This is a genomic window from Duganella radicis (assembly GCF_009720825.1).
In the GTDB taxonomy this organism is placed as follows: domain Bacteria; phylum Pseudomonadota; class Gammaproteobacteria; order Burkholderiales; family Burkholderiaceae_D; genus Rugamonas; species Rugamonas radicis.
In genome coordinates this window covers 1-26,077 of sequence record NZ_WNKY01000063.1, presented here as the reverse complement: position 1 = coordinate 26,077, position 26,077 = coordinate 1, and the positions used below count along the sequence as shown (strand labels likewise).

At 59.7% G+C, this 26,077-nt stretch carries 38 protein-coding genes; 2 read left to right on the top strand and 36 right to left on the bottom strand.

Annotated features, from left to right (window positions below; translation table 11 throughout):
• The coding region (locus tag GM676_RS29365; protein ID WP_211923316.1) for a protein-disulfide reductase DsbD N-terminal domain-containing protein at positions 1–489 on the bottom strand (489 nt) is incomplete at its 3' end.
• A 132-nt stretch (positions 490–621) separates the two neighbouring features.
• Here GM676_RS29365 and GM676_RS29360 point away from each other — a divergent pair.
• A complete protein-coding gene (locus tag GM676_RS29360) occupies positions 622–2,277 on the top strand; it encodes a M20/M25/M40 family metallo-hydrolase (RefSeq protein WP_155468019.1) in 1,656 nt (551 codons plus the stop codon).
• A gap of 49 nt (positions 2,278–2,326) precedes the next feature.
• Here GM676_RS29360 and GM676_RS29355 read toward each other — a convergent pair whose 3' ends face one another.
• From GM676_RS29355 to GM676_RS29195, 33 genes are all read right to left on the bottom strand, one after another.
• A complete protein-coding gene (locus GM676_RS29355; protein ID WP_155468017.1) occupies positions 2,327–3,565 on the bottom strand; it encodes a PepSY-associated TM helix domain-containing protein in 1,239 nt (412 codons plus the stop codon).
• A gap of 125 nt (positions 3,566–3,690) precedes the next feature.
• Positions 3,691–4,086, bottom strand: a complete 396-nt coding sequence (rplQ, locus tag GM676_RS29350) for a 50S ribosomal protein L17 (RefSeq protein WP_155468015.1) — start codon at positions 4,084–4,086, stop codon at positions 3,691–3,693.
• Positions 4,087–4,251: 165 nt separating this feature from the next.
• Complete coding sequence (locus GM676_RS29345; RefSeq protein ID WP_072786829.1) at positions 4,252–5,229, bottom strand: DNA-directed RNA polymerase subunit alpha; 978 nt, start codon at positions 5,227–5,229, stop codon at positions 4,252–4,254.
• A gap of 111 nt (positions 5,230–5,340) precedes the next feature.
• Positions 5,341–5,964: a 30S ribosomal protein S4 gene (gene rpsD, locus GM676_RS29340; RefSeq protein ID WP_176645905.1), complete on the bottom strand. Its 624-nt coding sequence runs from the start codon at positions 5,962–5,964 to the stop codon at positions 5,341–5,343.
• A 190-nt stretch (positions 5,965–6,154) separates the two neighbouring features.
• A complete protein-coding gene (gene rpsK / locus GM676_RS29335) occupies positions 6,155–6,559 on the bottom strand; it encodes a 30S ribosomal protein S11 (protein WP_072786827.1) in 405 nt (134 codons plus the stop codon).
• A 14-nt stretch (positions 6,560–6,573) separates the two neighbouring features.
• A complete protein-coding gene (gene rpsM, locus GM676_RS29330; protein WP_072786826.1) occupies positions 6,574–6,939 on the bottom strand; it encodes a 30S ribosomal protein S13 in 366 nt (121 codons plus the stop codon).
• A gap of 27 nt (positions 6,940–6,966) precedes the next feature.
• Positions 6,967–7,080, bottom strand: coding sequence for a 50S ribosomal protein L36 (rpmJ, locus tag GM676_RS29325; RefSeq protein ID WP_005663407.1), 114 nt, complete (start codon positions 7,078–7,080; stop codon positions 6,967–6,969).
• A 34-nt stretch (positions 7,081–7,114) separates the two neighbouring features.
• Entirely contained in the window at positions 7,115–7,333 is a 219-nt protein-coding gene (gene infA / locus GM676_RS29320) for a translation initiation factor IF-1 (RefSeq protein WP_005663428.1), read from the bottom strand.
• 21 nt (positions 7,334–7,354) lie between these two features.
• Positions 7,355–8,689 carry a preprotein translocase subunit SecY gene (gene secY, locus GM676_RS29315; protein ID WP_155468013.1) on the bottom strand — a complete coding sequence of 445 codons (1,335 nt, stop codon included), beginning with the start codon at positions 8,687–8,689 and terminating at the stop codon, positions 7,355–7,357.
• A gap of 31 nt (positions 8,690–8,720) precedes the next feature.
• Positions 8,721–9,152, bottom strand: a complete 432-nt coding sequence (rplO, locus tag GM676_RS29310; protein WP_092280158.1) for a 50S ribosomal protein L15 — start codon at positions 9,150–9,152, stop codon at positions 8,721–8,723.
• Positions 9,153–9,177: 25 nt separating this feature from the next.
• Positions 9,178–9,360 (bottom strand): 50S ribosomal protein L30, encoded by a 183-nt coding sequence (rpmD, locus tag GM676_RS29305; RefSeq protein ID WP_155468011.1) that lies wholly within the window; start codon positions 9,358–9,360, stop codon positions 9,178–9,180.
• A gap of 10 nt (positions 9,361–9,370) precedes the next feature.
• On the bottom strand, positions 9,371–9,889 hold the full coding sequence (gene rpsE / locus GM676_RS29300; RefSeq protein WP_155468009.1) for a 30S ribosomal protein S5: 519 nt from the start codon (positions 9,887–9,889) through the stop codon (positions 9,371–9,373).
• 9 nt (positions 9,890–9,898) lie between these two features.
• A complete protein-coding gene (rplR, locus tag GM676_RS29295; protein ID WP_154379308.1) occupies positions 9,899–10,261 on the bottom strand; it encodes a 50S ribosomal protein L18 in 363 nt (120 codons plus the stop codon).
• Positions 10,262–10,274: 13 nt separating this feature from the next.
• Positions 10,275–10,808: a 50S ribosomal protein L6 gene (rplF, locus tag GM676_RS29290; protein ID WP_155468007.1), complete on the bottom strand. Its 534-nt coding sequence runs from the start codon at positions 10,806–10,808 to the stop codon at positions 10,275–10,277.
• Between the two features lie 10 nt (positions 10,809–10,818).
• Positions 10,819–11,214, bottom strand: a complete 396-nt coding sequence (gene rpsH / locus GM676_RS29285) for a 30S ribosomal protein S8 (RefSeq protein WP_155468005.1) — start codon at positions 11,212–11,214, stop codon at positions 10,819–10,821.
• A 14-nt stretch (positions 11,215–11,228) separates the two neighbouring features.
• On the bottom strand, positions 11,229–11,534 hold the full coding sequence (gene rpsN, locus GM676_RS29280) for a 30S ribosomal protein S14 (protein ID WP_155468003.1): 306 nt from the start codon (positions 11,532–11,534) through the stop codon (positions 11,229–11,231).
• 6 nt (positions 11,535–11,540) lie between these two features.
• Positions 11,541–12,080 carry a 50S ribosomal protein L5 gene (gene rplE / locus GM676_RS29275; protein WP_155468001.1) on the bottom strand — a complete coding sequence of 180 codons (540 nt, stop codon included), beginning with the start codon at positions 12,078–12,080 and terminating at the stop codon, positions 11,541–11,543.
• Positions 12,081–12,086: 6 nt separating this feature from the next.
• Positions 12,087–12,401 carry a 50S ribosomal protein L24 gene (rplX, locus tag GM676_RS29270; protein WP_092280168.1) on the bottom strand — a complete coding sequence of 105 codons (315 nt, stop codon included), beginning with the start codon at positions 12,399–12,401 and terminating at the stop codon, positions 12,087–12,089.
• 10 nt (positions 12,402–12,411) lie between these two features.
• Positions 12,412–12,780: a 50S ribosomal protein L14 gene (gene rplN, locus GM676_RS29265; protein ID WP_050409761.1), complete on the bottom strand. Its 369-nt coding sequence runs from the start codon at positions 12,778–12,780 to the stop codon at positions 12,412–12,414.
• Between the two features lie 266 nt (positions 12,781–13,046).
• A complete protein-coding gene (gene rpsQ / locus GM676_RS29260; RefSeq protein WP_155467999.1) occupies positions 13,047–13,313 on the bottom strand; it encodes a 30S ribosomal protein S17 in 267 nt (88 codons plus the stop codon).
• Entirely contained in the window at positions 13,310–13,501 is a 192-nt protein-coding gene (rpmC, locus tag GM676_RS29255; protein WP_155467997.1) for a 50S ribosomal protein L29, read from the bottom strand. Before rpmC ends, rpsQ begins: the two co-directional genes overlap by 4 nt.
• A 12-nt stretch (positions 13,502–13,513) precedes the next feature.
• Entirely contained in the window at positions 13,514–13,933 is a 420-nt protein-coding gene (rplP, locus tag GM676_RS29250) for a 50S ribosomal protein L16 (RefSeq protein WP_135205161.1), read from the bottom strand.
• Between the two features lie 2 nt (positions 13,934–13,935).
• Positions 13,936–14,709: a 30S ribosomal protein S3 gene (gene rpsC, locus GM676_RS29245; RefSeq protein WP_155467995.1), complete on the bottom strand. Its 774-nt coding sequence runs from the start codon at positions 14,707–14,709 to the stop codon at positions 13,936–13,938.
• Between the two features lie 9 nt (positions 14,710–14,718).
• Entirely contained in the window at positions 14,719–15,051 is a 333-nt protein-coding gene (gene rplV / locus GM676_RS29240) for a 50S ribosomal protein L22 (protein WP_174864456.1), read from the bottom strand.
• Positions 15,048–15,323, bottom strand: a complete 276-nt coding sequence (gene rpsS / locus GM676_RS29235; RefSeq protein WP_155436392.1) for a 30S ribosomal protein S19 — start codon at positions 15,321–15,323, stop codon at positions 15,048–15,050. The genes rplV and rpsS overlap by 4 nt, the downstream gene beginning before the upstream one ends.
• A gap of 9 nt (positions 15,324–15,332) precedes the next feature.
• Positions 15,333–16,163 carry a 50S ribosomal protein L2 gene (gene rplB, locus GM676_RS29230; RefSeq protein ID WP_155467993.1) on the bottom strand — a complete coding sequence of 277 codons (831 nt, stop codon included), beginning with the start codon at positions 16,161–16,163 and terminating at the stop codon, positions 15,333–15,335.
• Entirely contained in the window at positions 16,163–16,477 is a 315-nt protein-coding gene (rplW, locus tag GM676_RS29225; protein ID WP_072786811.1) for a 50S ribosomal protein L23, read from the bottom strand. The genes rplB and rplW overlap by 1 nt, the downstream gene beginning before the upstream one ends.
• Positions 16,474–17,094 (bottom strand): 50S ribosomal protein L4, encoded by a 621-nt coding sequence (gene rplD / locus GM676_RS29220; RefSeq protein WP_155467991.1) that lies wholly within the window; start codon positions 17,092–17,094, stop codon positions 16,474–16,476. Before rplD ends, rplW begins: the two co-directional genes overlap by 4 nt.
• 3 nt (positions 17,095–17,097) lie before the next feature.
• Entirely contained in the window at positions 17,098–17,754 is a 657-nt protein-coding gene (gene rplC, locus GM676_RS29215; RefSeq protein WP_155467989.1) for a 50S ribosomal protein L3, read from the bottom strand.
• Between the two features lie 374 nt (positions 17,755–18,128).
• The gene (locus GM676_RS29210; protein ID WP_155467987.1) at positions 18,129–18,491 is read right to left on the bottom strand and encodes an antitoxin PaaA2 family protein; all 363 of its coding nucleotides are present in this window, start codon (positions 18,489–18,491) and stop codon (positions 18,129–18,131) included.
• 83 nt (positions 18,492–18,574) lie between these two features.
• Positions 18,575–19,420, bottom strand: coding sequence for a DUF817 domain-containing protein (locus tag GM676_RS29205; RefSeq protein WP_155467985.1), 846 nt, complete (start codon positions 19,418–19,420; stop codon positions 18,575–18,577).
• Between the two features lie 130 nt (positions 19,421–19,550).
• Positions 19,551–20,588 carry a cupin-like domain-containing protein gene (locus tag GM676_RS29200; protein WP_155467983.1) on the bottom strand — a complete coding sequence of 346 codons (1,038 nt, stop codon included), beginning with the start codon at positions 20,586–20,588 and terminating at the stop codon, positions 19,551–19,553.
• Between the two features lie 69 nt (positions 20,589–20,657).
• The gene (locus tag GM676_RS29195) at positions 20,658–23,624 is read right to left on the bottom strand and encodes a TonB-dependent receptor (RefSeq protein ID WP_155467980.1); all 2,967 of its coding nucleotides are present in this window, start codon (positions 23,622–23,624) and stop codon (positions 20,658–20,660) included.
• A gap of 352 nt (positions 23,625–23,976) precedes the next feature.
• Between GM676_RS29195 and GM676_RS29190 the strand changes: the two genes are divergently transcribed.
• Positions 23,977–25,251 (top strand): ROK family transcriptional regulator, encoded by a 1,275-nt coding sequence (locus GM676_RS29190; RefSeq protein WP_155467977.1) that lies wholly within the window; start codon positions 23,977–23,979, stop codon positions 25,249–25,251.
• A 77-nt stretch (positions 25,252–25,328) separates the two neighbouring features.
• Here GM676_RS29190 and rpsJ read toward each other — a convergent pair whose 3' ends face one another.
• Both rpsJ and GM676_RS29180 read right to left on the bottom strand, forming a co-directional pair.
• Entirely contained in the window at positions 25,329–25,646 is a 318-nt protein-coding gene (gene rpsJ / locus GM676_RS29185) for a 30S ribosomal protein S10 (RefSeq protein ID WP_072786805.1), read from the bottom strand.
• A 123-nt stretch (positions 25,647–25,769) separates the two neighbouring features.
• The coding region (locus GM676_RS29180) for an EF-Tu C-terminal domain-related protein (protein ID WP_155465259.1) at positions 25,770–26,077 on the bottom strand (308 nt) is incomplete at its 5' end.

Below are 26,077 nucleotides of genomic sequence, written 5' to 3'. Positions count from 1 at the left end.
CGCAGCGGCCGCCGCGGCCGCAGCTGCTGGCGCGGGCGTTGCGCCCGCGGCGGCTGGCAGCGGTACGGAGCCGCTGCCGGTCAGCGAGGCTTTGTAATCCTGCGGCGCGTAGCACAGTCCCTTGTCCGAGCAGCCCTGCCCGGTCGCCAGCAGCGTGAACGCGCCGTTGACGTCCACCGGCATGGTGACGGTCACGCTCTTGCGATACGTCTCCACGTCCTTGGCGAAGGTCTCATCGTAATGCACCTTGCCCGGCGGGATTTGCGGGGCGCCCAGTTTGGCGCCCTGCGCGCTGAACTTGAAACGCTCGCGGTACATGTAATAGCCATCGGCGATCTGGAACGTCACCGCCACGGTATGCCCATCCACCATACGCGCCGAGAACTTGAACGCTTCGGACGGATCAAGAAAATCCTCCGCGCGAACGGGTTGGCACAGGAGCGCAATCAGCGCCAGCAGCGGCGCGACAAAACGGGCGAATCGGGACATGAAGTTGTTCTCTCGGAGAGCTGATCATTGGAGCAACAGCATAGTACACCGAGCGCGTTTTTCCCGCCTGAGCAAGGCCTTAAAAGCTTGATTTATGCGAAACTCGGCCCTTTCAACCCGTGGAGCAAGCCCATGCCCTCTTTCCGCCCTCTCCTGCTGTCCGCCCTCGCGCTGACCGCCCTGCCCGCGCTGGCGCAGGCGCCGGCCAAGGCCCTGAACGCCGTATCGTCCAAGGACCTGCTGGAACACATCAAAACCCTGGCGTCCGACGAGTTTGAGGGCCGCGCCCCGGGCACCGCTGGCGAAGCCAAAACCGTGGCCTACCTCCAGCAGGAGTTCAAAAAGCTGGGCCTGAAGCCGGGCAATCCGGACGGCTCGTGGGTGCAAGCCGTGCCCATGCGCGGCCAGAAGCCGACACCGAGCTTCAGCTACACCATCGGCGGCCAGACCGTGGCGCTGAATTTCCCGACCGACTATGTTGCCCATTCGACCAGCCAGCCGGACACGGTCAACGTCAACCATTCGGAAATCGTGTTTGTTGGCTACGGCGTGCAGGCGCCGGAATATGGCTGGGACGATTACAAGGGCGTCGACGTGCGCGGCAAAACCATCCTGATGCTGATCAACGATCCGCCCATCCCCGATCCGAACAATCCGGCCGAACTGGACCCGGCCATGTTCAAGGGCAAGGCCATGACGTATTACGGCCGCTGGACTTACAAATACGAAATCGCCGCCAAACTGGGCGCGGCCGCCGCCATCATCATTCATGAAACGAAACCGGCCGCCTATCCATGGGAAGTGGTGCGCAGCGGCGGCGTGGCCGAGAACTTCAGCCTGACGCGCAACGGCGACGACCCGGACGCGCCGCCAGTGCCGGGCTGGATTCAACTCGATAAAGCCAAAGCCATGATGGCGGCCGCCGGCTACGATTTCGACACGCTGAAAAAACAGGCTTTAACCAGGGACTTCCGCCCGGTCAGCCTGAAAGGCACGGCTGATTTTAAAATCGAGAATATCTCGCGCAACGTCGATTCTAAAAACGTGGTGGCTAAAATCGAAGGCAGCGATCCCAAGCTGAAAAATGAATACGTCATTTATAGCGCCCACTGGGATCACCTTGGTGTTGATTCGGACAGCAAGAAGATTTATTACGGCGCACTGGATAATGCCTCTGGCGTCGCCGCGCTGCTGGAATTGGCCAAAGCTTATAAAGCCCTGCCAAAAGCACCAAAACGCTCGATTCTGTTTATCGCCACCACGGCGGAAGAAAAAGGCCTGCTGGGCGCGAAATATTATGCAGCGCATCCACTCTATCCGCTGAAAAACACCGTCGCCAATATCAATATCGATGGTATTAACGCCTGGGGTAAAACCGCGCAGATTGAAAACGTGACCTCCGGCCATTCCAGTATCGATGGTTTGCTGGAGAAATACGCCAGATCGCAAGGCCGTTCAATGGAAAAGGATAGCCGCTCGGAGCTCGGCAGTTTCTATCGTGCCGACCAGCTGGAATTCGCCCGTGCCGGTGTGCCGGTTTTATATACCAAAGCCCGCAGCCGCTATCTGGATAAACCGGAGAATTACGCGCGTGAAGTGGTCGATAATTATTTCACCCATGATTATCACCAGCCGACTGACGCTTTCCGCAAGGATTGGGATTTCAGCGGCGGCGTGCAGGATATCCAGCTACTGTTCCAGGTGGGCCTTGATATCGCCCAAGGCGTCACGCCAACCTGGAATCCCGGTTCCGAATTCAAGGCCGCCGGTGACCGTCGTTTGAAGTAAGTCAGACTCAAAAATGGTTTATACATGCCAATTTCTGGCATGTATAGCCCTAGGCTCCCGCCAGTTCCCCAGCGCGCCGTTCCGCCGTCACCACGCGGGACGCGCGCTTGCGCCACCAGATGATGACACCGGTCACGCTCAGCATGGCCACTACCACACCCATGAAGGAAATCAGGATGCGACCAGGCAGGCCGAGAATGCGGCCAGAATGCAGCGGGAATTGCGCCTGCACGAAGATATCCGCCGCCGTACCTTTCCACGGCAAGCGCTCCCCCAGCAATTTGCCGGCGCCGTCGTAATATAAATACGCCGGGCCGACGCCGCCAGAGCCATGGTCGTCGCCGGGTTTATAGAAACTCACGCCATATACATCGAAGGCACTGGTATAAAACACGCTGCCGACCGGCTCCTCCCATTTGCGCTGCGTAGCTTCGGCACTGGCGGCCGCAATAACCTGGGCATAACCGACGGTGGGCACGTAGGGTTTATGAATATCGGCTATTGGACGAGTATCGAATGGCGTCGGCGTGACTTTCGAAATTTTGCTCATCACCGGATAAAACACTTCGCTGTATAAATTCAGTGAGAAAGCAGTAAAGGCCAGAATAAATAATAAGATCCACGTCCACAAGCTAAATGCGCGGTGCAGATCGAAATTCAGTTTAGTACCACCGCCATTCCAGCGAACTTTCCAGGCCGGTTTCCAGCGCTGCATCCAGGTTTTATTGGCGTTTTGACGGTGCAATGGCAGGGTGAGGTAAAAGCCGACAAAACTGTCAATTACCCAGATAATCGCTATCCCGCCCATCAGCCAGATACCCCAGCGGTCGATGCCCCACATTTCGGGAATATGCAAGGTGTAATGCAGACGGTACAGGAAGGAAACAAAAGTCTCTTTGGTAATCGGCCAGACCGCGCCCCATTCGCGCTTGCCTAACTCGGTGCCGCTGACGGGGTCGACGAATACCTGATTAAAACCGGGTTCGTAGCGTTTTTGCGTGACCGGATCCACGCGCGCGGTAACGCCAAAGGCGATCGCTTCGCCCGGCTCCAGCTGGAGCGGCACAAACGACACCTGCACCTGCGGATAACGCGCCTCCAGCTGCCGCACCAAGGCCAGCGTCGGCTGCGGCGTACCCGGCGTGTGGGCCTCCATCAAGTGGGGATTGAGCAGGTCGTCCAGCTCGTGGTCCCACGAAATCACGGCGCCGGTGATGCCGCTGATGAACAAAAATCCGGCAGTCAGCAGGCCAAGGTATCGGTGTACCAGAGTCCAGAAGGCGCGCATGGCAGTTCTCTCGCTAAGTCAGACAAAAGATGAATGATAACGATTCTCATTCAAATGTCAAACGAAAGGCGAAAAAAAAAGCCAGGCTGAGCCTGGCTTTTCAGTACTGCGGGACGACCGGCTGATTACTCAGCGGTTGGTGCGTCTTCTACAGCGGTGACTTCTGGACGGTCCAGCAGCTCAACGTAAGCCATTGGAGCGTTGTCGCCAACGCGGAAACCCATTTTCAGGATGCGCAGGTAGCCGCCGTTACGTGCAGCGTAGCGTGGGCCCAGTTCCGAGAACAGTTTGCCTACGATTTCGCGGTCGCGCAGACGGGAGAATGCCAGACGCTTGTTAGCCAGGGTGTCGGTCTTGCCCAGGGTCAGGATAGGCTCAACTACGCGGCGCAGTTCTTTCGCTTTTGGCAGCGTGGTTTTGATGGCTTCGTGACGCAGCAGCGATACGGTCATGTTGCGCAGCATAGCCAGACGGTGGGACGAGGTACGGTTCAGTTTACGGAGGCCGTGACGGTGACGCATGGTACTTCCTTTCGATGATGTTTAAATCCGAGCTCTTCGATCGTCAACGACGCGGGCCGGTTTAAGTGATAAACGCCCGCGGCGACATGCCACGGGCGGTACTGCAAATCAGTTGGCGCCAGGCAGAACATCGCTGCGCGATGTCCAGCACCGGCCCCCAATCTGTTATTTTTCCAGACCAGCAGGCGGCCAGTTTTCCAGCTTCATGCCCAGGGTCAGACCACGGGAAGCCAGGACTTCCTTGATCTCGTTCAGCGACTTGCGGCCCAGGTTCGGGGTCTTCAGCAGTTCGTTTTCCGAACGCTGGATCAGGTCGCCGATGTAGTAGATGTTTTCCGCTTTCAGGCAGTTGGCCGAACGCACGGTCAGTTCCAGATCGTCCACTGGACGCAGCAGGATCGGATCGACCAGCGGTGCACGCGATGGCGCTTCCGCGGCGGCTTCGGTGCCTTCCAGGGCAGCGAACACGTTCAGTTGATCCACCAGCACGCGCGCCGATTGACGGATCGCTTCTTCCGGCGAGATCACGCCGTTGGTTTCGATGTTGATGATCAGCTTGTCCAGGTCGGTACGCTGTTCCACACGGGCCGACTCAACGAAGTACGACACACGGCGCACTGGCGAGAACGACGCGTCCAGGATGATGCGGCCGATGGTTTTGTTGGTGTCTTCCGACAGGCGACGCACGTTGCCTGGTACATAGCCACGGCCTTTTTCGACCTTGATCTGCATGTCCAGTTTGCCGCCGGCGGTCAGGTGAGCGATCACGTGGTCCGGATTGATCAGTTCCACGTCGTGTGGCAGATCGATGTCCGACGCCAGCACGGCGCCTTCGCCTTCTTTTTTCAGGGTCAGGGTGACGGAGTCGCGGTTGTGCACTTTGAACACAACGCCCTTCAGGTTCAGCAGCAGGTCAACCACGTCCTCTTGCACGCCGTCCAGCGACGAGTACTCGTGCACCACACCGGCGATGGTCACTTCGGTTGGCGCGTAGCCAATCATGGACGACAGCAGGACGCGGCGCAGCGCGTTGCCCAGGGTGTGGCCGTAGCCGCGTTCGAACGGTTCCATCACGACTTTGGCGTGACCGGCGCCCAGCGCCTCGACATCGATAATACGTGGTTTCAACAGGCTGTTTTGCATGTAAATGTCCTTTTCAATACCCTCGGCGCGTTAAGCCGATAAGGCTGATGGCATTAGTGAAAACGCCCGCTTGAATAAGCGGGCGGGTTTTAGTGCTACTTAGACTACAGATTAACGCGAGTACAGTTCGACGATCAGCGATTCGTTGACGTCAGCGGCGATCTCGTTGCGCTCTGGCAGGGACTTGAAGGTGCCTTCCATTTTCTTGGCATCAACCGACACCCAGGCTGGCATGCCAACTTGTTCAGCCAGCGACAGGGCTTCCAGGATACGCACTTGTTTCTTGGCTTTTTCGCGCACAGCGATCACGTCGCCCACTTTGACCGAGTACGAAGCGATGTTCACCACGTTGCCGTTCACGGTGAAGGCTTTGTGCGATACCAGCTGACGCGCTTCAGCGCGGGTCGAGCCGAAGCCCATGCGGTATGCAACGTTGTCCAGACGGGCTTCCAGCAGCTTCAGCAGGGTTTCGCCGGTGTTGCCCTTGCGGCGGTCGGCTTCCGCGAAGTAGCGACGGAACTGACGTTCCAGCACGCCGTACATGCGTTTCACTTTTTGTTTTTCGCGCAGCTGGTTGCCGTAGTCCGAGGTACGGGCGCCCGATTTCACGCCGTGTTGGCCTGGCTTGACGTCCAGTTTGCATTTGCTGTCCAGCGAGCGGCGGGCGCTCTTCAGGAACAGGTCGGTGCCTTCACGGCGGGAGAGTTTTGCTTTTGGTCCGATATAACGTGCCACGGTGCTTTCCTTTTTTAAATAATGACGTCCCAACCGCACGCGCGGCTGAACGCTAGTCTGGTCTGCGATGAGCCAGACGTGGCTTGAGTCTGTGCGAGACAGACGACAATAGCCGGGCAGTATAGCCGTCTCCGGCTTCCTGCACCAGCTTTATTGTGTAACAGCAGAACCGGCAGCGCCGGTCCGGCCATTAGATACGACGACGCTTTGGAGGGCGGCAGCCGTTGTGTGGAACTGGCGTCACGTCCTGGATCTCGGTGATCTTGATGCCCAGGTTGTTCAGCGCGCGCACAGCCGATTCACGGCCTGGGCCTGGGCCCTTGATGCGCACTTCCAGGTTCTTCACGCCGCATTCGATCGCGACTTTACCAGCGGCTTCAGCAGCAACCTGCGCTGCGAACGGGGTCGATTTACGCGAACCCTTGAAGCCAGCACCACCCGAGGTCGCCCACGACAGAGCGTTGCCCTGACGGTCGGTGATGGTGATGATGGTGTTGTTGAAGGAAGCGTGAACGTGTGCGATACCTTCGGCAACGTTCTTCTTGACCTTCTTGCGTACGCGAGCTGCTGCTGCGCTGCTTTGTTGCTTAGCCATGTGATTTCCCTAGATTATTTCTTGAGCGATTGAGCGGCTTTGCGCGGGCCCTTGCGGGTACGTGCATTGGTGCGGGTGCGTTGACCGCGGACCGGCAGGCCCTTACGGTGACGCATGCCGCGGTAGCAGCCCAGGTCCATCAAACGCTTGATGTTCATGGACAGTTCGCGACGCAGATCGCCTTCGACGATGAATTTTGCTACTTCATCGCGCAGCTTTTCCAGTTCGCTGTCGTCCAGGTCTTTGACCTTTTTATTGGTCGCAATACCGGTCTGCGCGCAGATGAACTTCGCGCGTGGACGGCCAACACCGTAGATGGCGGTCAGGCCGATAACGGTGTGCTGATGATTTGGGATATTAACCCCTGCAATACGTGCCATTCGTTATTCCTCGATAAATAACGGTTATTAACCTTGACGCTGCTTGTGACGTGGTTCGACGCAGATTACGCGAACAACGCCCTTGCGCTTGATGATCTTGCAGTTGCGGCAGATCCGCTTGACTGAGGCGTTAACTTTCATGATGAACTCTCTTCTAAGGTTCGATTATCTAAAATTACTTGGTCCGGAACACAATGCGGGCGCGGGACAGGTCGTAAGGTGTCAGTTCGACCGTCACCTTATCGCCAGGCAGGATGCGGATATAGTTCATCCGCATTTTACCTGAAATATGTCCCAGCACCACGTGCCCGTTTTCCAGCTTTACTCGAAATGTTGCATTAGGGAGATTTTCCAGGATCTCGCCCTGCATCTGTATGACGTCGTCTTTTGCCATTCGGTGTATGTGAAACCGCGCTTATCGCGTCGGAATTCCGCCTTTGAAGTTTGCTTTGCGCAGCAGCGTTTCATATTGCTGCGACATCACGTAGTTTTGTACTTGGGCCATGAAGTCCATGGTCACAACCACAATAATCAACAGAGAAGTACCACCAAAATAGAACGGTACCTTCCACTCGGCTACCATGAATTCCGGCAACAAACACACCAAAGTGATGTAGATGGCGCCAGCCAAAGTCAATCGCGTCAGGATCTTGTCGATGTAACGGGCAGTCTGCTCACCGGGACGGATCCCTGGCACAAAGGCCCCGCTCTTCTTCAAGTTGTCTGCCGTCTCCTTGCTGTTAAAGACCAGCGCGGTGTAGAAGAAGCAGAAGAACACGATTGCAATGGCGTACAACAGTGCGTGGATGGGCTCGCCTGGCCCCATCGATGCGGCCAAATCTTTCAGGAACCGGACCGCCGGATTAGCCGTATCGGCGCCGGTGGTGAACCAGCCCACGATCGTAGCCGGGAACAAGATAATCGACGAAGCGAAGATCGGTGGAATCACGCCGGCCATGTTCAACTTCAATGGCAGGTGCGAGGTTTGTCCACCGTAAATCTTGTTACCCACCTGGCGTTTCGCATAGTTGACCAGGATCTTGCGTTGGCCACGTTCCACGAATACCACCAGGAACGTCACCGCCACCACCAGGATCATGATGATGATCGCCGACAGCGCGTTGATCGAACCGTTGCTCACCGACTGGCCGAGGCCACCCAGTGCGCCCGGCAGACCGGCCGCGATACCCGCGAAGATGATGATCGAGATGCCGTTACCGAGACCGCGCTCGGTAATCTGCTCGCCCAACCACATCACGAACATGGTGCCGGTCAACAGCGTAACGACCGTCACGAAACGGAATGCGTAGCCTGGGTCCAGCACCAGGCCCGCCTGCGACTCCAAGGCCACCGCGATGCCGAGCGCCTGGAACGACGCCAGCACCACCGTGAAGTAACGGGTGTACTGCGTGATCTTGCGTCGGCCTGCTTCGCCTTCCTTCTTCAACGCTTCCATCTGCGGCGAGACGATCGACACCAGTTGCATGATGATCGAGGCCGAGATGTACGGCGTGATACCCAGCGCAAACACCGTGAAGCGCGCGAGAGCGCCACCGCTGAACATGTTCAACATGCCCAGGATGCCCCCCTCTTGCGACTTGAACAGCGCGGCCAATTGTACCGGATCGATCCCGGGAACCGGGATGTGAGCGCCGATACGATAAACCACCAATGCGCCAAGCAGGAACCAGAGCCGGCCCCAGGGGAAACCAGCCGCTGCACTTTTAGCCAATTGTGGATTAGTCGCCAATTTTCGCTCCGATCAAGCTGTTAGCGGTGGCTCAAGCTACCGAGCCGCCGGCTGCTTCGATGGCGGCTTTCGCGCCAGCGGTCACTTTCAGGCCTTTGAGGTTCACCGCTTTGGTGATCTCGCCGGACAGGATGACGCGCACGTCGCGTGCCAGCACGCTCAGTACGCCAGCTTGTTTCAGCACCAGGATGTCGACATCGCCGACCGCCAGGTTGTTCAGGTCGGACAGACGCACTTCGGCTTTGAAGGTGGCGTTGAGCGACTTGAAACCGCGCTTAGGCAGACGACGTTGCAGAGGCATCTGACCGCCTTCGAAGCCGACTTTGTGGAAGCCGCCCGAACGCGATTTCTGACCCTTGTGGCCGCGGCCCGCGGTTTTACCCAGGCCGGAGCCGATACCGCGGCCGACGCGACGCTTGTAGTGCTTGGCGCCGTCAGCTGGTTGAATGGTATTCAGTTCCATGATTTCTCCGTGAGTAAGCCGGGGCTTACGCAACTACTTTAACGAGATACGAGACTTTGTTGATCATGCCGCGTACCGATGGGGTGTCTTGCAGCTCGGCGACCGAGTTGACGCGACGCAGGCCCAGACCTTTAACGGTGGCGCGGTGATCCTGGCGGGTGCCGATCAGGCCTTTCACCAGTTGTACTTTGACGGTTTTCGTAGTCATGTGGTTCACCTTAGCCCAGGATCTCTTCCACCGACTTGCCGCGTTTCGCAGCGATGTCAGCAGGAGTGTTCAGTTTCGCCAGGCCGTCCAGGGTGGCGCGGACCAGGTTGTACGGGTTGCTCGAACCGGTCGATTTCGCGACCACGTCGGTAACGCCCATCACTTCGAAGATCGCGCGCATCGCGCCGCCAGCGATGACGCCGGTACCTGGCTTGGCAGGCGACATCATCACTTTCGAGGCGCCGTGGCGACCCATCACGGTGTGGTGCAGGGTACCGTTCTTCAGTGGCACCTTGATCAGGTTGCGGCGGGCTTCTTCCATTGCCTTCTGCACACCGACTGGTACCTCTTTCGACTTGCCCTTGCCCATGCCGATGCGGCCATCGCCGTCACCCACTACGGTCAGCGCGGCGAAGCCCATGATACGACCACCCTTGACCACTTTGGTCACGCGGTTGATCGCGATCATTTTTTCGCGCATGCCATCGTCCGGCTTGTCGCTTGCCATTTTTGCTTGCATTTTTGCCATGATCGTTCCTTAGAACTTCAGACCGGCTTCACGCGCGGCTTCTGCCAGCGCCTTCACACGGCCGTGATAACGGAAACCGGAACGGTCGAAGGCGACTTCGGTGATACCGGCTTTCAGTGCTTTTTCTGCTACGCGCTTGCCGACCAGTGCGGCGGCAGCGGCGTTGCCACCCTTGCCCGACTTGCCAGCCAGCTCGGCACGCACTTCCGCTTCCACGGTCGAGGCCGAAACCAGCACTTTGGCTTCCGGGGAGATCAGGTTCGCGTAAATGTGCAGGTTGGTGCGGTGCACCGACAGGCGGTTCACTTTCAGTTGCGCGATCTTGATACGGGTTTGACGTCCGCGGCGCAGACGAGATTCTTTTTTATCCATCGTCAGCCCCTAATTACTTCTTCTTGGTTTCTTTAAGCTTCACCACCTCGTCCGAATAACGGACGCCCTTGCCCTTGTAAGGCTCAGGAGCGCGGTAAGCACGAACTTCTGCTGCTACCTGACCCACTTTTTGACGGTCGATGCCTTTGATGACGATCTCGGTCGGGGTGGCGGTGGCGCAGGTCACGCCTTCTGGCATGGCGTGCACGACCGGGTGCGAGAAACCCAGCGACAGGTTCAGCTTGTCGCCCTGGGCCTGGGCTTTGTAGCCCACGCCAACCAGGTTCAGCTTTTTCTCGAAGCCCTTGGTCACGCCGGTCACCATGTTGTTGACCAGCGCGCGCAGCGTACCGGACATGGCGTTCGCTTCGCGGCTGTCGTTGACAGGGTCGAAGCTCAGGGTGCCAGCATTGTTTTCTACTTTTACCAGGCCGTTCAGGGCCTGGGTCAGGACGCCCAGCGGGCCCTTGACGGTGATCGCTGCTGCGGAGATGGCGACTTCGGCGCCAGCTGGCACAGCGATAGGCATTTTAGCTACACGGGACATGTCTTACTCCTTAAGCCACGAAGCAAATCACTTCGCCGCCGACACCGGTAGCGCGTGCTTTGCGATCGGTCATCACGCCTTGCGGGGTCGACACGATTGCTACACCCAGGCCATTCATGACCGTTGGGATTTCGTCCTTGCCTTTGTACACGCGCAGACCTGGACGCGACACGCGCTCCAGACGCTCGATAACAGGACGGCCTACGTAGTACTTCAAACCGATTTTCAGTTCCGACTTGCCACCGGCTTCGGCGACAGCGAAATCTTCAATGTAACCCTCGTCCTTGAGGACGTTGGCAATCGCTACTTTGACTTTCGACGATGGCATGGCCACGGTCGTTTTTTGAACGCCCTGGGCGTTGCGAATGCGGGTCAGCATATCGGCGATAGGATCGCTCATACTCATTGCTTATTCTCCTATTACCAGCTAGCTTTAGTCATACCCGGAATCTCGCCACGCATGGCGAATTCACGGAGCTTGATACGGCCCAGACCGAATTTACGGAAGGTGCCGCGCGGACGACCGGTGACCTGGCAGCGGTTGCGCTGGCGGGTTGGCGCCGAGTTACGTGGCAGGGCCTGCAGTTTCAGGCGCGCTTCGTAACGCTCTTCTTCCGACTTGTTCTGGTCATCGATGATGGCCTTCAGAGCGGCGCGCTTGGCAGCGAACTTGGCTACCAGGTCAGCACGTTTCTGTTCACGGTTAATCAGTGCGAGTTTTGCCATGATCTCTTAGTTCCTGAACGGGAATTTGAAGGCGGCGAGCAGAGCTTTCGCTTCGTCGTCGGTCTTAGCGGTGGTGGTGATCGAAATGTTCATACCACGCAGCGCATCGATCTTGTCGTACTCGATCTCAGGGAAGATGATCTGCTCTTTCACACCGATGTTGTAATTGCCGCGGCCGTCGAAGGCCTTGCCATTCACACCGCGGAAGTCACGCACGCGCGGCAGGGCCACGGTGATGAAGCGGTCGAGGAACTCGTACATGCGGGCGCCGCGCAGGGTCACCATGGTACCGATCGGGTAGCCTTCACGGATCTTGAAGCCGGCGATTGCCTTGCGGGCCTTGGTCACCACGGGCTTCTGACCGGCGATCTTGGTCAGGTCGCCGACGGCGTGTTCAATGATCTTCTTGTCCGCGACCGCTTCCGACAGACCCATGTTCAGGGTGATCTTGGTCAGACGTGGAACTTCCATCACCGATTTGTAACCGAATTTCGCGGTCAGGTCGGCGACGACCTTTTCTTTATAGAATTCTTGGAGACGTGCCATGATTTCTTAAGCCTTCACTACTTCGCCGGACGATTTAAAGACGCGGACTTTCTTGCCATCCACTTCCTTGAAACCAACACGGTCTGCCTTGCCAGTCGCGGCGTTGAACAACGCCACGTTGGACACGTGAATCGGCATGGTCTTATCGACGATACCACCTTGTACGCCAGTCATTGGGTTCGGCTTGGTCGCTTTTTTAGCGACGTTGACGCCTTCAACCACAACGTGTTCAGCGTCAACACGACGCGAAACTACGCCACGCTTGCCCTTGTCTTTACCGGCCAGAACGATGACTTCGTCGTTTTTACGAATCTTATCCATTACTGACTCCTTACAGGACTTCCGGTGCCAGGGACACGATCTTCATGAACTTCTCAGTGCGCAGTTCGCGGGTCACTGGTCCGAAGATACGGGTACCGATCGGTTCCAGCTTGGCGTTCAGCAGCACGGCGGCGTTGCCGTCGAACTTCACCAGGGAACCGTCCTGGCGGCGCACACCCTTAGCGGTGCGCACTACCACGGCGTTATAAATTTCACCTTTTTTGACACGGCCGCGTGGCTGAGCAACCTTGACGGTTACTTTGATCACGTCGCCAATGCCAGCATAACGGCGCTTGGAACCGCCCAACACCTTGATGCACATGACTTCCTTGGCACCGGTGTTGTCGGCTACTTCGAGCCGGCTTTCAGTTTGAATCATAATATTCTCTTTCCCAACTTAAGCCGAAGAATCCACACAATGCGGACCTGCGGTCAGTCTTGGTCCCGCCAGCAGGCTCTGCTGAGCCCACTGCTTGGGTGCTTGACCTTCGTACTGCATACTGACCGCACGGTTCAGCGTCTGTGGCCAGACACTTTGCGGCGTTACATGAACGAAGCCCACGAGTATTACACACAACTCGCGGGCTTGCAAGAACTAATTGCAAAACGCCGCCCCCACCAGGGTGGGGGCGGCAATCTTGTCAATTAAACGATTTGCGCGGTTTGCACCACGCGGGTCACGGTCCATGCCTTCGTTTTGGAGATCGGGCGACCTTCCGCGATTTCCACCGTGTCACCGGCTTTCACCTGGTTGGTCTCGTCGTGCGCGTGGTACTTGGCGCTGCGGACGATGATCTTGCCATACAGAGGGTGCTTCACGTGACGTTCGATCAGAACGGTAACGGTTTTGTCCATCTTGTCGGACACAACTTTACCGATCAGCGTGCGCTTCAGCTTTACTTGCTCGGTCATTTTGCTTCCTTCGTGTTCAATACCGTTTTTACGCGTGCGATGTCGCGACGTACCTTCTTGAGCTGCGAGGTGTTGCTCAGCTGTTGCGTAGCGGTTTGCATACGCAGGCCGAATTGCGCCTTCAACAGATCGTTCAGCTCTTTTTCCAGAGCTGCCTGGTCTTTGCCGCGGAGTTCAGATGCTTTCATAGTTCACTCCTGTTATTGGCCGACCTGGCGCACCACGAAGGTGGTAGCCAGTGGCAGTTTGGCAGCGGCCAGGCGGAATGCTTCGCGCGCCAGTTCTTCTGCGACGCCGTCCATCTCGTACAGGACTTTGCCTGGGCGGATTTCAGCGACGTAGTATTCCGGGTTACCCTTACCGTTACCCATACGGACTTCGGCCGGCTTGTTCGAAATCGGCTTGTCCGGGAAAACGCGGATCCAGATACGGCCGCCACGTTTGATGTGACGGGTCATGGCACGACGCGCCGCTTCGATCTGACGGGCAGTGATACGGCCACGGGCCACGGCCTTCAGACCGAACTCGCCAAACGACACGTTGGTGCCGGTGGTGTGCGAAATGCCGGTGTTGCGGCCTTTCTGCTCTTTACGATACTTTCTGCGTGCTGGTTGCAGCATGGTTATTCTCCTGCTTTCTCAGCCGGCTTGGCAGCGCGACGGGCGCCACCAGCTGGACGTGGACGGCCAGCTGGCTTGCCGTCTTCACGACGTGGGCCACGTGGCTTTTTCTCTTCAGCCGGGGTGTCGATCACAGGTGCTTCGCCGGTGGCCGAACGGTCACCCTTGTAGACCCAAACCTTGACGCCGATGATGCCGTAGGTGGTCGAAGCTTCCGAGGTGCCGTAGTCGATGTCGGCGCGCAGGGTGTGCAGTGGCACACGGCCTTCGCGGTACCATTCGGTACGGGCGATCTCGATGCCGTTCAGACGACCGGACGACATGATCTTGATGCCCAGGGCGCCCAGGCGCATCGCGTTCTGCATGGCGCGCTTCATGGCGCGGCGGAACATGATACGTTTTTCGAGCTGCTGGGCGATCGAGTCAGCGATCAGCTGCGAATCGATTTCCGGCTTGCGGATTTCTTCGATGTTCACGTGCACCGGCACACCCATGATCTTGCCCAGGGCCGACTTCAGAACTTCGATGTCCTCGCCCTTCTTGCCGATCACCACGCCCGGACGCGAGCTGTAGATGGTGAAACGCGCGTTCTTGGCTGGACGCTCGATGACGATGCGGCCGACCGAAGCGTTCTTCAGCTTGGTTTTCAGGTAGGTACGTGCTTTCAAGTCTTCGTTCAGCATGTCGGCAAAGTTACCATTGCCAGCGTACCAACGCGAAGCCCAGTTACGGGTTACCGCCAGGCGGAAACCAGTTGGATGAATTTTCTGACCCATCGTGGCTCCTTAGTTACCGACGGTCACGTAAATGTGACACGATTGTTTCGAGATACGATCGCCACGACCCTTTGCACGCGCGGTGAAGCGCTTGAGGATCGGGCCCTTTTCGACGTAGATCGTTTTCACGAACAGTTCGTCGATGTCGGCACCGTCATTGTGCTCGGCGTTGGCGATGGCCGACTCCAGCACTTTCTTGATGATGGTGGCGCCTTTTTTCGGGCTGAACTGCAAAATGTTCAGCGCGGCGTCAACTTTCTTGCCACGGATCAGGTCAGCAACCAGGCGGCCCTTCTGGTCCGACAGGCGCACGCCTTTGAGGATAGCTTTGGTTTCCATTATTTCTTCGCCTTCTTGTCAGCGGCATGGCCCTTGAACGTGCGGGTCAGCGCGAATTCACCGAGCTTGTGACCAACCATGTTCTCGGAAACGTACACAGGCACGTGCAGCTTGCCGTTGTGAACAGCGATCGTCAGGCCGATGAAGTCAGGCATGATGGTCGAGCGACGGGACCAGGTTTTGATTGGCTTTTTGTCTTTGGACGCTTGCGCGGCTTCGACTTTTTTCACCAGGTGGGCGTCACAGAACGGCCCTTTTTTCAATGAACGAGTCATGATTTATCCTTATTTCTTACCGCGGCGCGAGACGATCATCGAAGAAGTGCGCTTGTTCGAGCGCGTCTTCTTACCCTTGGTCTGCTGGCCCCATGGCGATACTGGATGACGACCAGCTGCGGTACGGCCTTCACCACCACCGTGCGGGTGGTCGATCGGGTTCATCACCACACCGCGGACGGTAGGACGAACACCGCGCCAACGCATGGCACCGGCCTTACCGATCTTGCGCAGCGAGTGCTCGGCGTTGCCGACTTCACCCACGGTGGCACGGCACTCGATGTGCACGCGGCGCACTTCACCCGAGCGCAGACGCACTTGAGCGTAGGTGCCTTCGCGCGCCATCAGCACCACGCCGGCGCCGGCGGTACGGGCCATCTGGGCACCTTTACCTGGCAGCATTTCGACGCAGTTCATGATGGTACCGACTGGAATGTTGCGGATCGGCAGGCAGTTACCGGCCTTGATCGGCGCTTCCGAACCGTTCATCACGGTGTCGCCCACCGCCATGCCTTTGGTGGCGATGATGTAGGCGCGGGCACCGTCGGCGTAGCACAGCAGAGCGATGTGCGCGGTACGGTTAGGATCGTATTCGATACGTTCCACTTTCGCCGGGATACCGTCCTTGCTGTTACGCTTGAAGTCGATCACGCGATAGTGCTGCTTGTGACCACCACCGATGTGACGGGTGGTGATGTGGCCGTTGTTGTTGCGGCCGGCGGTTTTCGATTTTTTCTCAACCAGGGCGGCGAACGGACGGCCTTTGTACAGGTCCGAGTTCACCACTTTCACCATGCCGCGACGGCCTGGGGAGGTTGGCTTCATCTTAACGAGTGCCATTATTTAGCCTCCTCGGTGAAATTGATTTCCTGGCCTGGCTTCAGGCACACGAAAGCACGCTTGGTGTGGTTGCGGCGGCCGATGTGGGCGCCCGAACGCTTTTGCTTGCCTTCGCGGTTCACGGTTTGCACCGATTCCACTTGGACTTTGAACAGCAGTTCAACGGCAGCCTTGATCTCTGGCTTGGTCGCGTCGGTGGTGACACGGAACACGATCTGCTCGTTCTTTTCCGCGACCAGGGTGGCCTTTTCGGAAATGACTGGAGCGACCAGTACTTTCAGCAGGCGTTCTTCGCTAAATTTCAATGCGCTCATGCCAGCATCTCCTCAATCTTAGCCAGCGCGGCCTTGGTCACCAGGGTCTTCTTGTAGAACACCAGCGACATTGGGTCAGCGTGACGTGGCTCGACAACCAGCACGTTCGGCAGGTTGCGGGAAGCCAGTTCCAGGTTTTCGTTGGCGCTATCGGTGATGATCAGCACGGAGTCGAAGCCCAGGCCGGTCAGCTTTTGCGACAGCAGCTTGGTTTTTGGCGCTTCGATCGACAGATCTTCGATCACGACCAGACGGTCTTCGCGGGCCAGCTGCGACAGGATCGAGCAAACGCCAGCGCGGTACATCTTCTTGTTCACTTTGTGGGTGAAGTTCTCGTCAGGCGAGTTCGGGAAGATGCGACCACCGCCGCGCCACAGTGGCGACGACGACATACCTGCACGAGCGCGGCCGGTGCCTTTTTGGCGCCATGGCTTCTTGGTCGTGTGGTGGACTTCTTCACGGTCTTTTTGCTTGCGGTTGCCGCTGCGGGCATTGGCTTGGTAAGCAACGACGACCTGGTGGATCAGCGCTTCGTTGTAGTCACGGCCGAAAACGGTATCGGCGGCGGCGACGTTAGCGGCGGCTTGACCTTGAGCGTTCAAGAGCTTGAGTTCCATCGTTTAAGCTCCCTTCTTTGCTTTAACTTTAACGGCAGGCGAAACCACCACTTCACCGTTCTTGGCGCCAGGAATGGCACCCTTGACCAGCAGCAGCGAACGCTCAGCGTCGATACGGGCGATTTCCAGATTCTGCACGGTGCGGGTGACGTCACCCATGTGACCGGTCATGCGCTTACCAGGGAACACGCGGCCTGGATCTTGCGCCATACCGATGGAACCTGGCACGTTGTGCGAACGGGAGTTACCGTGGGTCTGACGACCCGAAGCAAAGTTGTGACGCTTGATGGTACCGGCGTAGCCTTTACCGATCGTCACGCCCTGGACGTCGACTTTCTGACCGACTTCGAACAGGGACACGGCGACCACTTCGCCAGCTTTCAGTTCGGCAGCTTTGGCGGCGTCAACGCGGAACTCTTTCAGCAGAGTACCAGCTTCAACACCGGCTTTAGCGTGGTGACCCGCAACAGCTTTGGTCACGCGGGAAGCGCGACGTTGACCGAATGCGACCTGAACCGCGGTATAGCCGTCAGTTTCAGGAGTTTTGATTTGCGCAACACGGTTGTTCGATACGTCAACCACGGTGACCGGGATCGAGTCCCCGTCATCGGTGAAGATACGCATCATGCCAACCTTGCGACCGAGGAGGCCAAGGCTCATTTTTTCTCCAATTCCCACCTACGATTGGGCGGGGATATGTTGAACTACAAAAATAGTACGGACCATTAAAAAGACGAATCCATACCGAAGCCGGCTAGTGTACTGTGATTTGCCCCTTGACGCAACAGCTTTGTACGAGGTATGTCAGTTTTTTACGGCGCGCCGCGCCGGCCAGCCACATCACGGCGGCATGCGGGCTGGCAGGCGGCTCAGGTCGGCCTTTTTCTTGCCGAATGCTTAATACGTAAAACCTGTACGCCCTCAGGCAAAACGCGATAGATCACGAAGTAATGAGCGTGGACCAGTAACTCGCGGGTACCGGTTTGGGTCCTTGACCGCCGCCGGGCTCCATAGGACCGGGCGCGGCGGCGCCATTATTTAACCTTGATCGCCGCCCGAATCCGGCGCGTGGCCTCCTCGTGCGGAATCAGCGGCGCGGGATCGTCCAGGGCCTCCCGCACTTCGGCGTATAACCAATCGTCATAGCCATTTTCTTTTTCCAGCCGCTTGATCTCGAACTGCTCGATTCCCAAGGCAAACAGACGCTGCTCAACAGCTCGCAGCGCATCAAACACAGCGGCCGCCTTGCCCTCCAGGTCCAGCAAAACGCGATCGCCCTGTTTGTCATGCACATACACCACCCAGCCATCGTCCTGCGCCTGAGCGGACACGCTGAACTCGTTTTCCGTATTTGCCAACATGGCAAGCATTGATGGTTGTATGGTCTGCGTTGTCATGACGAGCCTCCACACCGATAAGAAAACCAATCTACCACGTGCCACCGTGCCCAATTTGAGGCAACACAAATCCTCTTCACAATTTAGTGCTCAGGCACGTGGATGCGGGCTTTGATATGTTTCAAATTTGCCACTATGGTGAAGGTCATGATGACCAGCAGCGACCACGAGCTCCACTTGCTGACGTGGACCGTGGCCCAGGCGCCAACCTGATTGGGGTAGCGCCACACGCCCCAGAAGGTGCTGATGTTCTCGGCCAGCCAGATGAACAGACCGATCAGCACGAAGGCCAGCAGCAGCGGCATCTGGCGCTCGCGGTCCAGCGGCCGGAACACCACCGTGGTGCGGGCGTACAAGCCCAGCGCGCAGGCCGCCAGGTACCAGCGGTAGTCGCCGATATAGTGGTGGGTGAAGAAGTTGGCGTAGATGAGGATGGCGATCAGGGCCGCCATCCAGTGTGGCGGATGGTGGCGCACCCGCAGGTCGAACAGGCGCCAGGCCTGGATGATGTAGCTGCCCACCGCCGCATACATGAAGCCGGAAAACAGCGGCACGCCCCACAGCTTGGTCCAGGCGAAGTCCGGATAGCTCCACGACTGGATCGCGCCCGACGTCTTGAACACCTCCAGCGCAAAGCCGACCACGTGGAACAGGCTGACGGCTTTCAGTTCATCCCCGGTTTCCAGCCCGGTCCACACCATCCATGCCTGGATCGCCAGCGCCGCCACCAGCAGCACGTCGTAGCGCGGCAAGCCGAACAGGCCGGCGCGCGGCACCAGGAACACGGCGGCAAAGAACAGCGCCACAAACAGGCAGGCGCGCGCCTCCTTGATGCCGAAATACCAGAATTCCGCCACAAAGCGGGCCGCGCCGCGCAGGCCCGGACGGGCGGCGCCATTTAACAAGTGAAGGTCCAGGGTGGCAAGCATGGGCGCTACTCTACCGTACTGGCGGACGAAAAAAAACAGGCCGCCGGGACGGCGCGGCCTGCGCAAGTGTTGGGGCGGCACGACCCGCCCCTCCCCCTCTCAGTACTGCAAGAGTCTGTTCAAGCCCGACCTAGCGGTTCAGGCGGTTCAGCAGCTGGGCGCGCAGCATGCGCGCGCCGGTCTCGTCCAGCGGCGCCAGCGGTCCGCGCGCGGCCGGCGGCAGGTGGGCCGCCTCGCTGCCGTCGCTGTCGAACACGTAGTGGCGGAAGATTTCGCGCCACGCCGCGCGCTGCGCCGGCGGCAGGTCGCGCATGGTCATCAGGCCCAGCAGCAAGGCGTTGTATGGCGTGTCCATCCAGGCCGGCGACTGGCGCCACCAGTAATTGATCAGCAGATTGAACGGCTCCAGCCCCTCCACGTGGTGCCACCACATGCTGGGGATGAACAGCGCGTCGCCCGCCTCCAGCTCGGCCGACCGGGCCTGCGCCAGCGCCTCGGCAAACAGCGGATAGCGTTCCAGGTCGGGCTGGTGCAGGTCGACCATGCTGACCGATTGCCCGGCCGGGGTGAAATCCAGCGGCCCGACATATAAATTCTTCAACTGCTCCGGCGGGAACAGGGTAAAGCGGCGGCGGCCGGCCGCCACGCAGGCCAGGTTGTCCGGCAAGTCGTAATGGGCCGGCACGCGGGTGCGGTTGCCGATCCACAGGCTGGCCAGCGGATCGCGCGCGCCCAGGTTGAGGTCGTTCTCGGCGCGCAAGCCCGGCAGGCAGGTGTCGATGGTGGTCGAGCCCACGTACAGGGTGGGCGGCGCCGGCGCGTCGAGGTGGGCCGCCAGCGCGTCCAGCACCTGGTCGAAGCGCACCATCTGGCTGTGGAAATTGAGCCCGCTCAGGTCGTCGTTGTAAAAAATGCGGCCGTCGCTGCCGGGCGGGCGATGGCTGGCCAGCACGGTGGCGTCGCGGTAAAAGCGGCGCAGATAGGCGTCGGCGGCGCGCGCCGACTGGCGTCCCGCCCGCACCAGCGGCCAGTGCGCCACCAGGCCGCGCAGCACCAGCGGCTCCGGCGAGCACAGCACCTCGTCGGGCAGCGGCTGGCGGTCGTCGCCGCGCAGCTGGGCGCTGCGCGCGCAATCGATCTCGGCGATGGCGGTGAAACGGGCGGACATGAATTCTCTCAAGAAAACAGGCCGCCGCCGGAGCGGCGGCCCGTGGACTTACTCAGCGACCAATCAAGCTTAGAACTTGTAGCGCAGGCCCAGCATGTAACGCGGTCCGGCCTGCGTCACATTCAGGGTGGCCGCCTCGGTACGGCCGTGCTGGCGCGTGGTGCGGTCGGTGAGGTTGATGGCCTCGGCCTGGAAGCTCAGGTTCTTGTTGAAATTGTAGCCGACGCTGAGGTCGACCTGGCCATAGGCGTCGGTGTACACCGGCGCCGCGCGGCCATTGCCGTCCACCGTGGCGGCCAGGAAGGAATCGCGCCAGTTGTAGGCCACCCGCACCGACCATTCCTTGTTCTCGAAGATACCCACCAGGTTGGCCGAATTGCTCAGACCCAGAATCGCGAACTGGTCGTTGACGTCGGCGTTGTTGTATTTCAGCGGCGAGTGCACGTAGGTGTAGTTGGCCTGCACGCCGAAGCCGCTCTGGCCAAACATGTGCTGCACGTTGACCTCGGCGCCGCTGACGTCGGCCGACTTCTGGTTGGCGTAGGTGGTGGTGTTGAAGTTCAGGATCGGATCGGTCGACAGGCCGGTGATGGTGCCGTCCAGCATGCCGTCGGCCTTCACGCCGGTCTTCTTGACGCCCGGCTGGCCGTCGAAGTTGCCCAGGATGTAGTTGCGGATGCAGTTGGTGTCGGCCGCGGTACAGCCGCTGGCCAGCGCCGCCTTGTAGTAATTGCCGCCCACCGGGGTGTGCAGGTTGTACAGCGACTGCGACACCAGCGTCTGGCCGGCGTAGTTGTCCATCTGCTTGCGGAAGTAGGCCAGCGACAGCACGCTCTGCTTGTCGTAATACCATTCCCACGACAGGTCCAGGTTCTTCGACTTGACCGGTTTCAGCGCCGGGTTGCCGACCGAGGCGGTGCCGCCGGTGAACACGTTGGCGATGGTGCCCAGCGTCAGGCCGCCCTGCAACTGGTCGTAGCGGGCGCGGCCGATGGTGGTGCCCAGGCTGGCGCGCAGCTTCATGTCGCTGCGGATGTCGGCGTCCAGGTTGAGGGCCGGCAGCACATTGGTGTAGGAGGCGTCGGTGTTGCTGAAGGCCTGGCCGCCAAAGGTGATCGGTAATTCATTCTGCGCCACCCACACCACGGCGGTGCCCGGCAGCACCTGGGCCACCGAGCTGACCTTGGTGCGCTCCAGGCGCAGGCCCACCGACGAGTGGAATGGAATCGCGGTGTCCCAGTCGGTGTTGAACGAGGCGTAGGCCGAGGTGGTCTTCTCCTGCAAGGTGCGGTCGGTGTCCGGCTTGGTCATGTTCGGCAGGTAGGCGGCCTGGTTGCCGACCGCGTTGGCGGTCACCTGGCGCACCTGCGCGAAGTCGAAGCTGTACAGGGTGGCGAACAGGTTAGGCGAGTTCGAACCGCCCAGCTTGTTGAAGAACGAGGACATCGGGTTGGCGGTCCACAGATTGGCCGGATAGTCCGACGCCTTGGTGGCGCCGCCCCAGGTGTTGTTCTGCACGTTCGAATAGGTGGAACGGTTGGTGGTGTCGGTGTAGCTGACGCCGAAGTTCAGGTCGGACGCTTCCATCAGCTTCAGGTTGGCCTTGGCCTGGGCCTGCTTGATGGTCGATTTCTCGTAGCTGTTGTGGAACCACGAACCGGCCGCCTGGATCGGCGCCGCCGCCAGGTTGGCGGCCGGCATGGTCAGCACCGGCAGTTCGGTGGTGAAATCGATCTTGGTGGTGCCGCGGCTGAAGCTGGCGTTGGACAGGTTGTTTTCGGAACCGAACGGGCTGTCGGCGCCCGACTCGGCGGTCGAGTGGTGGGCGTCGAATTCCACCTTCAGGTCCGGCGTGGCTTTCCACACGGTGTTGAAGCCCAGCGACTTGTTCTTGGTCTTGGTGGCGAAATCGCCGCCCACCACCGAGATATCCTGCGGCGTCGGATAGACTTCCTGGTAGGTCAGCGGGCTGACCACGTGGCCGCTCGGCCAGGTGCTGGTCGAGGTTGGGGTCTGGGCGAACCACACGCTCAGTTCGCTACGCTTGGTCTGGATCTTGTTTTCCGAGAAGGTGTAGTCGACCGTGGTGGTCAGCTCTTTCACCGGACGGAACTGGAAGGTCAGCTGGCCGTTGGTGCGCTGACGCTGGATGGCGGACGAGTTGTAGCCGAAGTTCTGCGGAATCGAATACAGGGCGTCCTGCGCCGGGCGGTTGGTGATGTTCTGCGAGCCGGGCTGGCCGGGCTGCGGCAGGGTCTGGCCATCGATCACGGCCGAACCCAGGTACGGGCCCTGGTAGCCGTTGAACAGGCCGGCGCGGTTGACGCCCGAGTCGCGCGACTGGTAGCTGCCGCTCAGGGCCACGCCGAAGCGGCCGTCGGCGCTGGTGTTGGAGTAGATGCCCGAGACTTCCGGCGTCACGCTCTTGCCCTTGAAGGCGTCGACCACGTGGTCGTTGGAGGTGTCCTTGACCGCCTTCACGCCGACGCTGGCGTGCAGGCCGGGATTGTCGAACGGACGGCCGGTCACCACGTTGATGGTGGCGCCGATGCCGCCGCTCGGGCTGTCGGCGCGGCCGGTCTTGTAGACCTGCAGCTGCGAGATCGATTCCGACGCCAGGTTGGAGAAGTCGAACGAGCGGCCCGACAGGTCGCTCAGGTCGGTGGTCGGCATCTGGCGGCCGTTCAGCAACACCAGGTTGAAGTCCGGGCCCAGGCCGCGCACGGTGACCTTCTGACCTTCGCCGTTGCTGCGGTCGATCGACACGCCGGAAATCCGTTGCAGCGATTCGGCCAGGTTGGTGTCGGGGAACTTGCCCATGTCCTCGGCGACGATGCCGTCGACGATGCCATCGGAATTACGCTTGAGGTTGAGCGTCGATTGCATACTGGCGCGGATACCGGTCACCACCACCGATTGGGTGGTGCCGTCGCCGCCACTCTGCTGCGCATGGGCCACGCCAAATGCGGCACAGGCGCCGGCCACGGCCAGGCTGATCAGACGGCGCTGTCGTGGCGCCTTTGAAAACGTTTTCATGGAAGTACGCACTTCATCTCCTTATTTATGATTATTCCGGCGCTGCTCTGCCGGGGCTGATCCTACTCAAACTGACTGCTGGGTAGTTCTGTACTGACGCCGCAGAACACGGACGACGGTGTGATGCCCGCCTGAGAAGCTGGTCCGACACGTTCTTAGTGACTGATTAGACAAGTTGAGGATATGAGAAACGCTTCCATTCGTCAATCGGTCGAACAAACTACGCACCGAATCGGCCCAAGCTGTTGTATCGGCGCACCAAAGCGGTTCAATTCCGCCGGCCGCAGATTGATAGTCGGTGTGACAAGCTTGGTGTATCATCCGCAGACGCCCTCTTTCGGAACCCAGCCCCATGATCGTCGCCGGCGACCAGCAGTTACTCAAGCAAATCAACCGCATGGCCCTGGTACGCCAATTGAGCGGCGAGCCGGGCCTGTCGCGCGCGGCGCTGGCCGAGACCGTGGGCCTGACCAAATCCACCGTCAGCCTGCTGGTGCGCGAGCTGCTGGACGAAGGCTGGCTGACCGAAACCGACATCCGCGCCACCGGCGCGCTGGGCCGGCGCGCCACCCCGCTGCAACTCGATGGCGAGCGGCTGGCCCTGCTGGGCGCCGACCTCGGCATCGGCATGGCGCGCATCGTCGCCACCAACCTGCTGGGCGAGGTGCTGGCCGAACAGGAATTGCCCTACCTCGACGTCACCGACACCAGCGGCTGCATCGGCCTGCTGGCGCAGGGCCTGGTCGAGCTGAGCACCGGTGGCGCGCTGCAAGGCCGCACCGTGCTGGGCGTCGGCGTCGGCCTGCACGGCGTGGTGGACGACGCCACCGGCGTGCTGCACTATGCGCCCCACCTGGGCTGGCGCAATGTCGACGTGGCCAGCCAGTTGCGCGCCCACTTTGAGGACACGCCGCTGGCCGAGCTGCCGCTGTTCATCCAGAACGAGGCGAATGTGGCGGCGCTGGCCGAGCTGGAATTCTCCGGCCAGATCGGCACCGATCCGCTGATCTATCTGAGCATCGGCTATGGCGTGGGGGCCGGCATCATCGTCAATGGCCGCCTGCTGACCGGCCTGTACGGCTTCGCCGGCGAGGTCGGCCACACCATCCTGCAACAGGGCGGCCCGCCCTGCTCCTGCGGCCGGCGCGGTTGCGCCGATGCGCTGATCGGGCTGCAAGCGCTGCTGGACGAGGTGTACGGCAAACTGCCGCAATCGACCCCGGAGCAGCTGGAACAACTGTTCACCGAAGCGGAAGCCGGCGATGCCCACGCGGCGCGCGCGGTAGCGGCGGCCGGGCGCAACCTTGGCGTGCTGCTGAATAATCTGTGGGTGGCGTTCGATCCGATGTGCATCGTGGTGGGCGGCGCCGCGCTGCGGCTGGGCGAACGCTTCATCGGCCCGGGGCGCGACGTGCTGCACGACTGCGCCAGCGCCACCGGCCTGCCGGCGCCCACCATCCGCACCCCGCACTTCGGCCACAACGCGATCGCCATCGGCGGCGCCGCCATGGCGCGCCACTACCTGATGCGGCCCTTCACCGAACAAGGCCCGGCGCGCCGCGGCGGCGCCCACAAACTGGGCGAGCTGCCGCCGGCGCTGGCGGCCGGCATGCTGGCCTGGACCTGAGAAAAAACACGGGCCCGGACGCTTGCGCGTGCGGGCCCGTGGTCAGCCGGCAGCCGGGGCTGCCAACTTAAAACCGATTATTGCAGTTTGATTTCGACATCAACGCCAGCTGGCAGGTCCAGCTTCATCAGGGCGTCAACGGTCTTGTCGGTTGGGTCGACGATGTCCATCAGTCGCTGGTGGGTGCGGATTTCGAACTGGTCGCGCGAGGTCTTGTTGACGTGCGGCGAACGCAGAACGTCGAAACGCTGGATGCGGGTTGGCAGTGGGACTGGGCCTTTGACAACGGCGCCGGTGCGCTTGGCGGTGTCAACGATTTCCAGGGCCGACTGGTCGATCAGCTTGTAGTCGAAAGCCTTCAGGCGGATACGGATTTTTTGATTGGTAACGGTCATGATAATTCCTTAAAAGAGCGAACTGGCAACTTTGTAGCGCCAGCATTTTAAAAAGAACGAAAGTACAGCAAGGGCGACATGGTATCACACCACGCCGCCCCTGTATCAATCAGCGCTTAAAAATTAGGCGATGATTTTCGCCACAACGCCTGCACCAACGGTACGGCCGCCTTCGCGGATAGCGAAACGCAGACCTTCTTCCATCGCGATCGGGTTGATCAGCTTGACGGTGATCGACACGTTGTCGCCTGGCATAACCATTTCTTTGTCCGCTGGCAGCTCGATCGAACCGGTCACGTCAGTCGTACGGAAGTAGAACTGTGGACGGTAGTTGTTGAAGAACGGGGTGTGACGGCCGCCTTCATCTTTCGACAGAACGTAGATCTCGCCGGTGAAGTGGTTGTGCGGCTTGATCGAACCTGGCTTGGCCA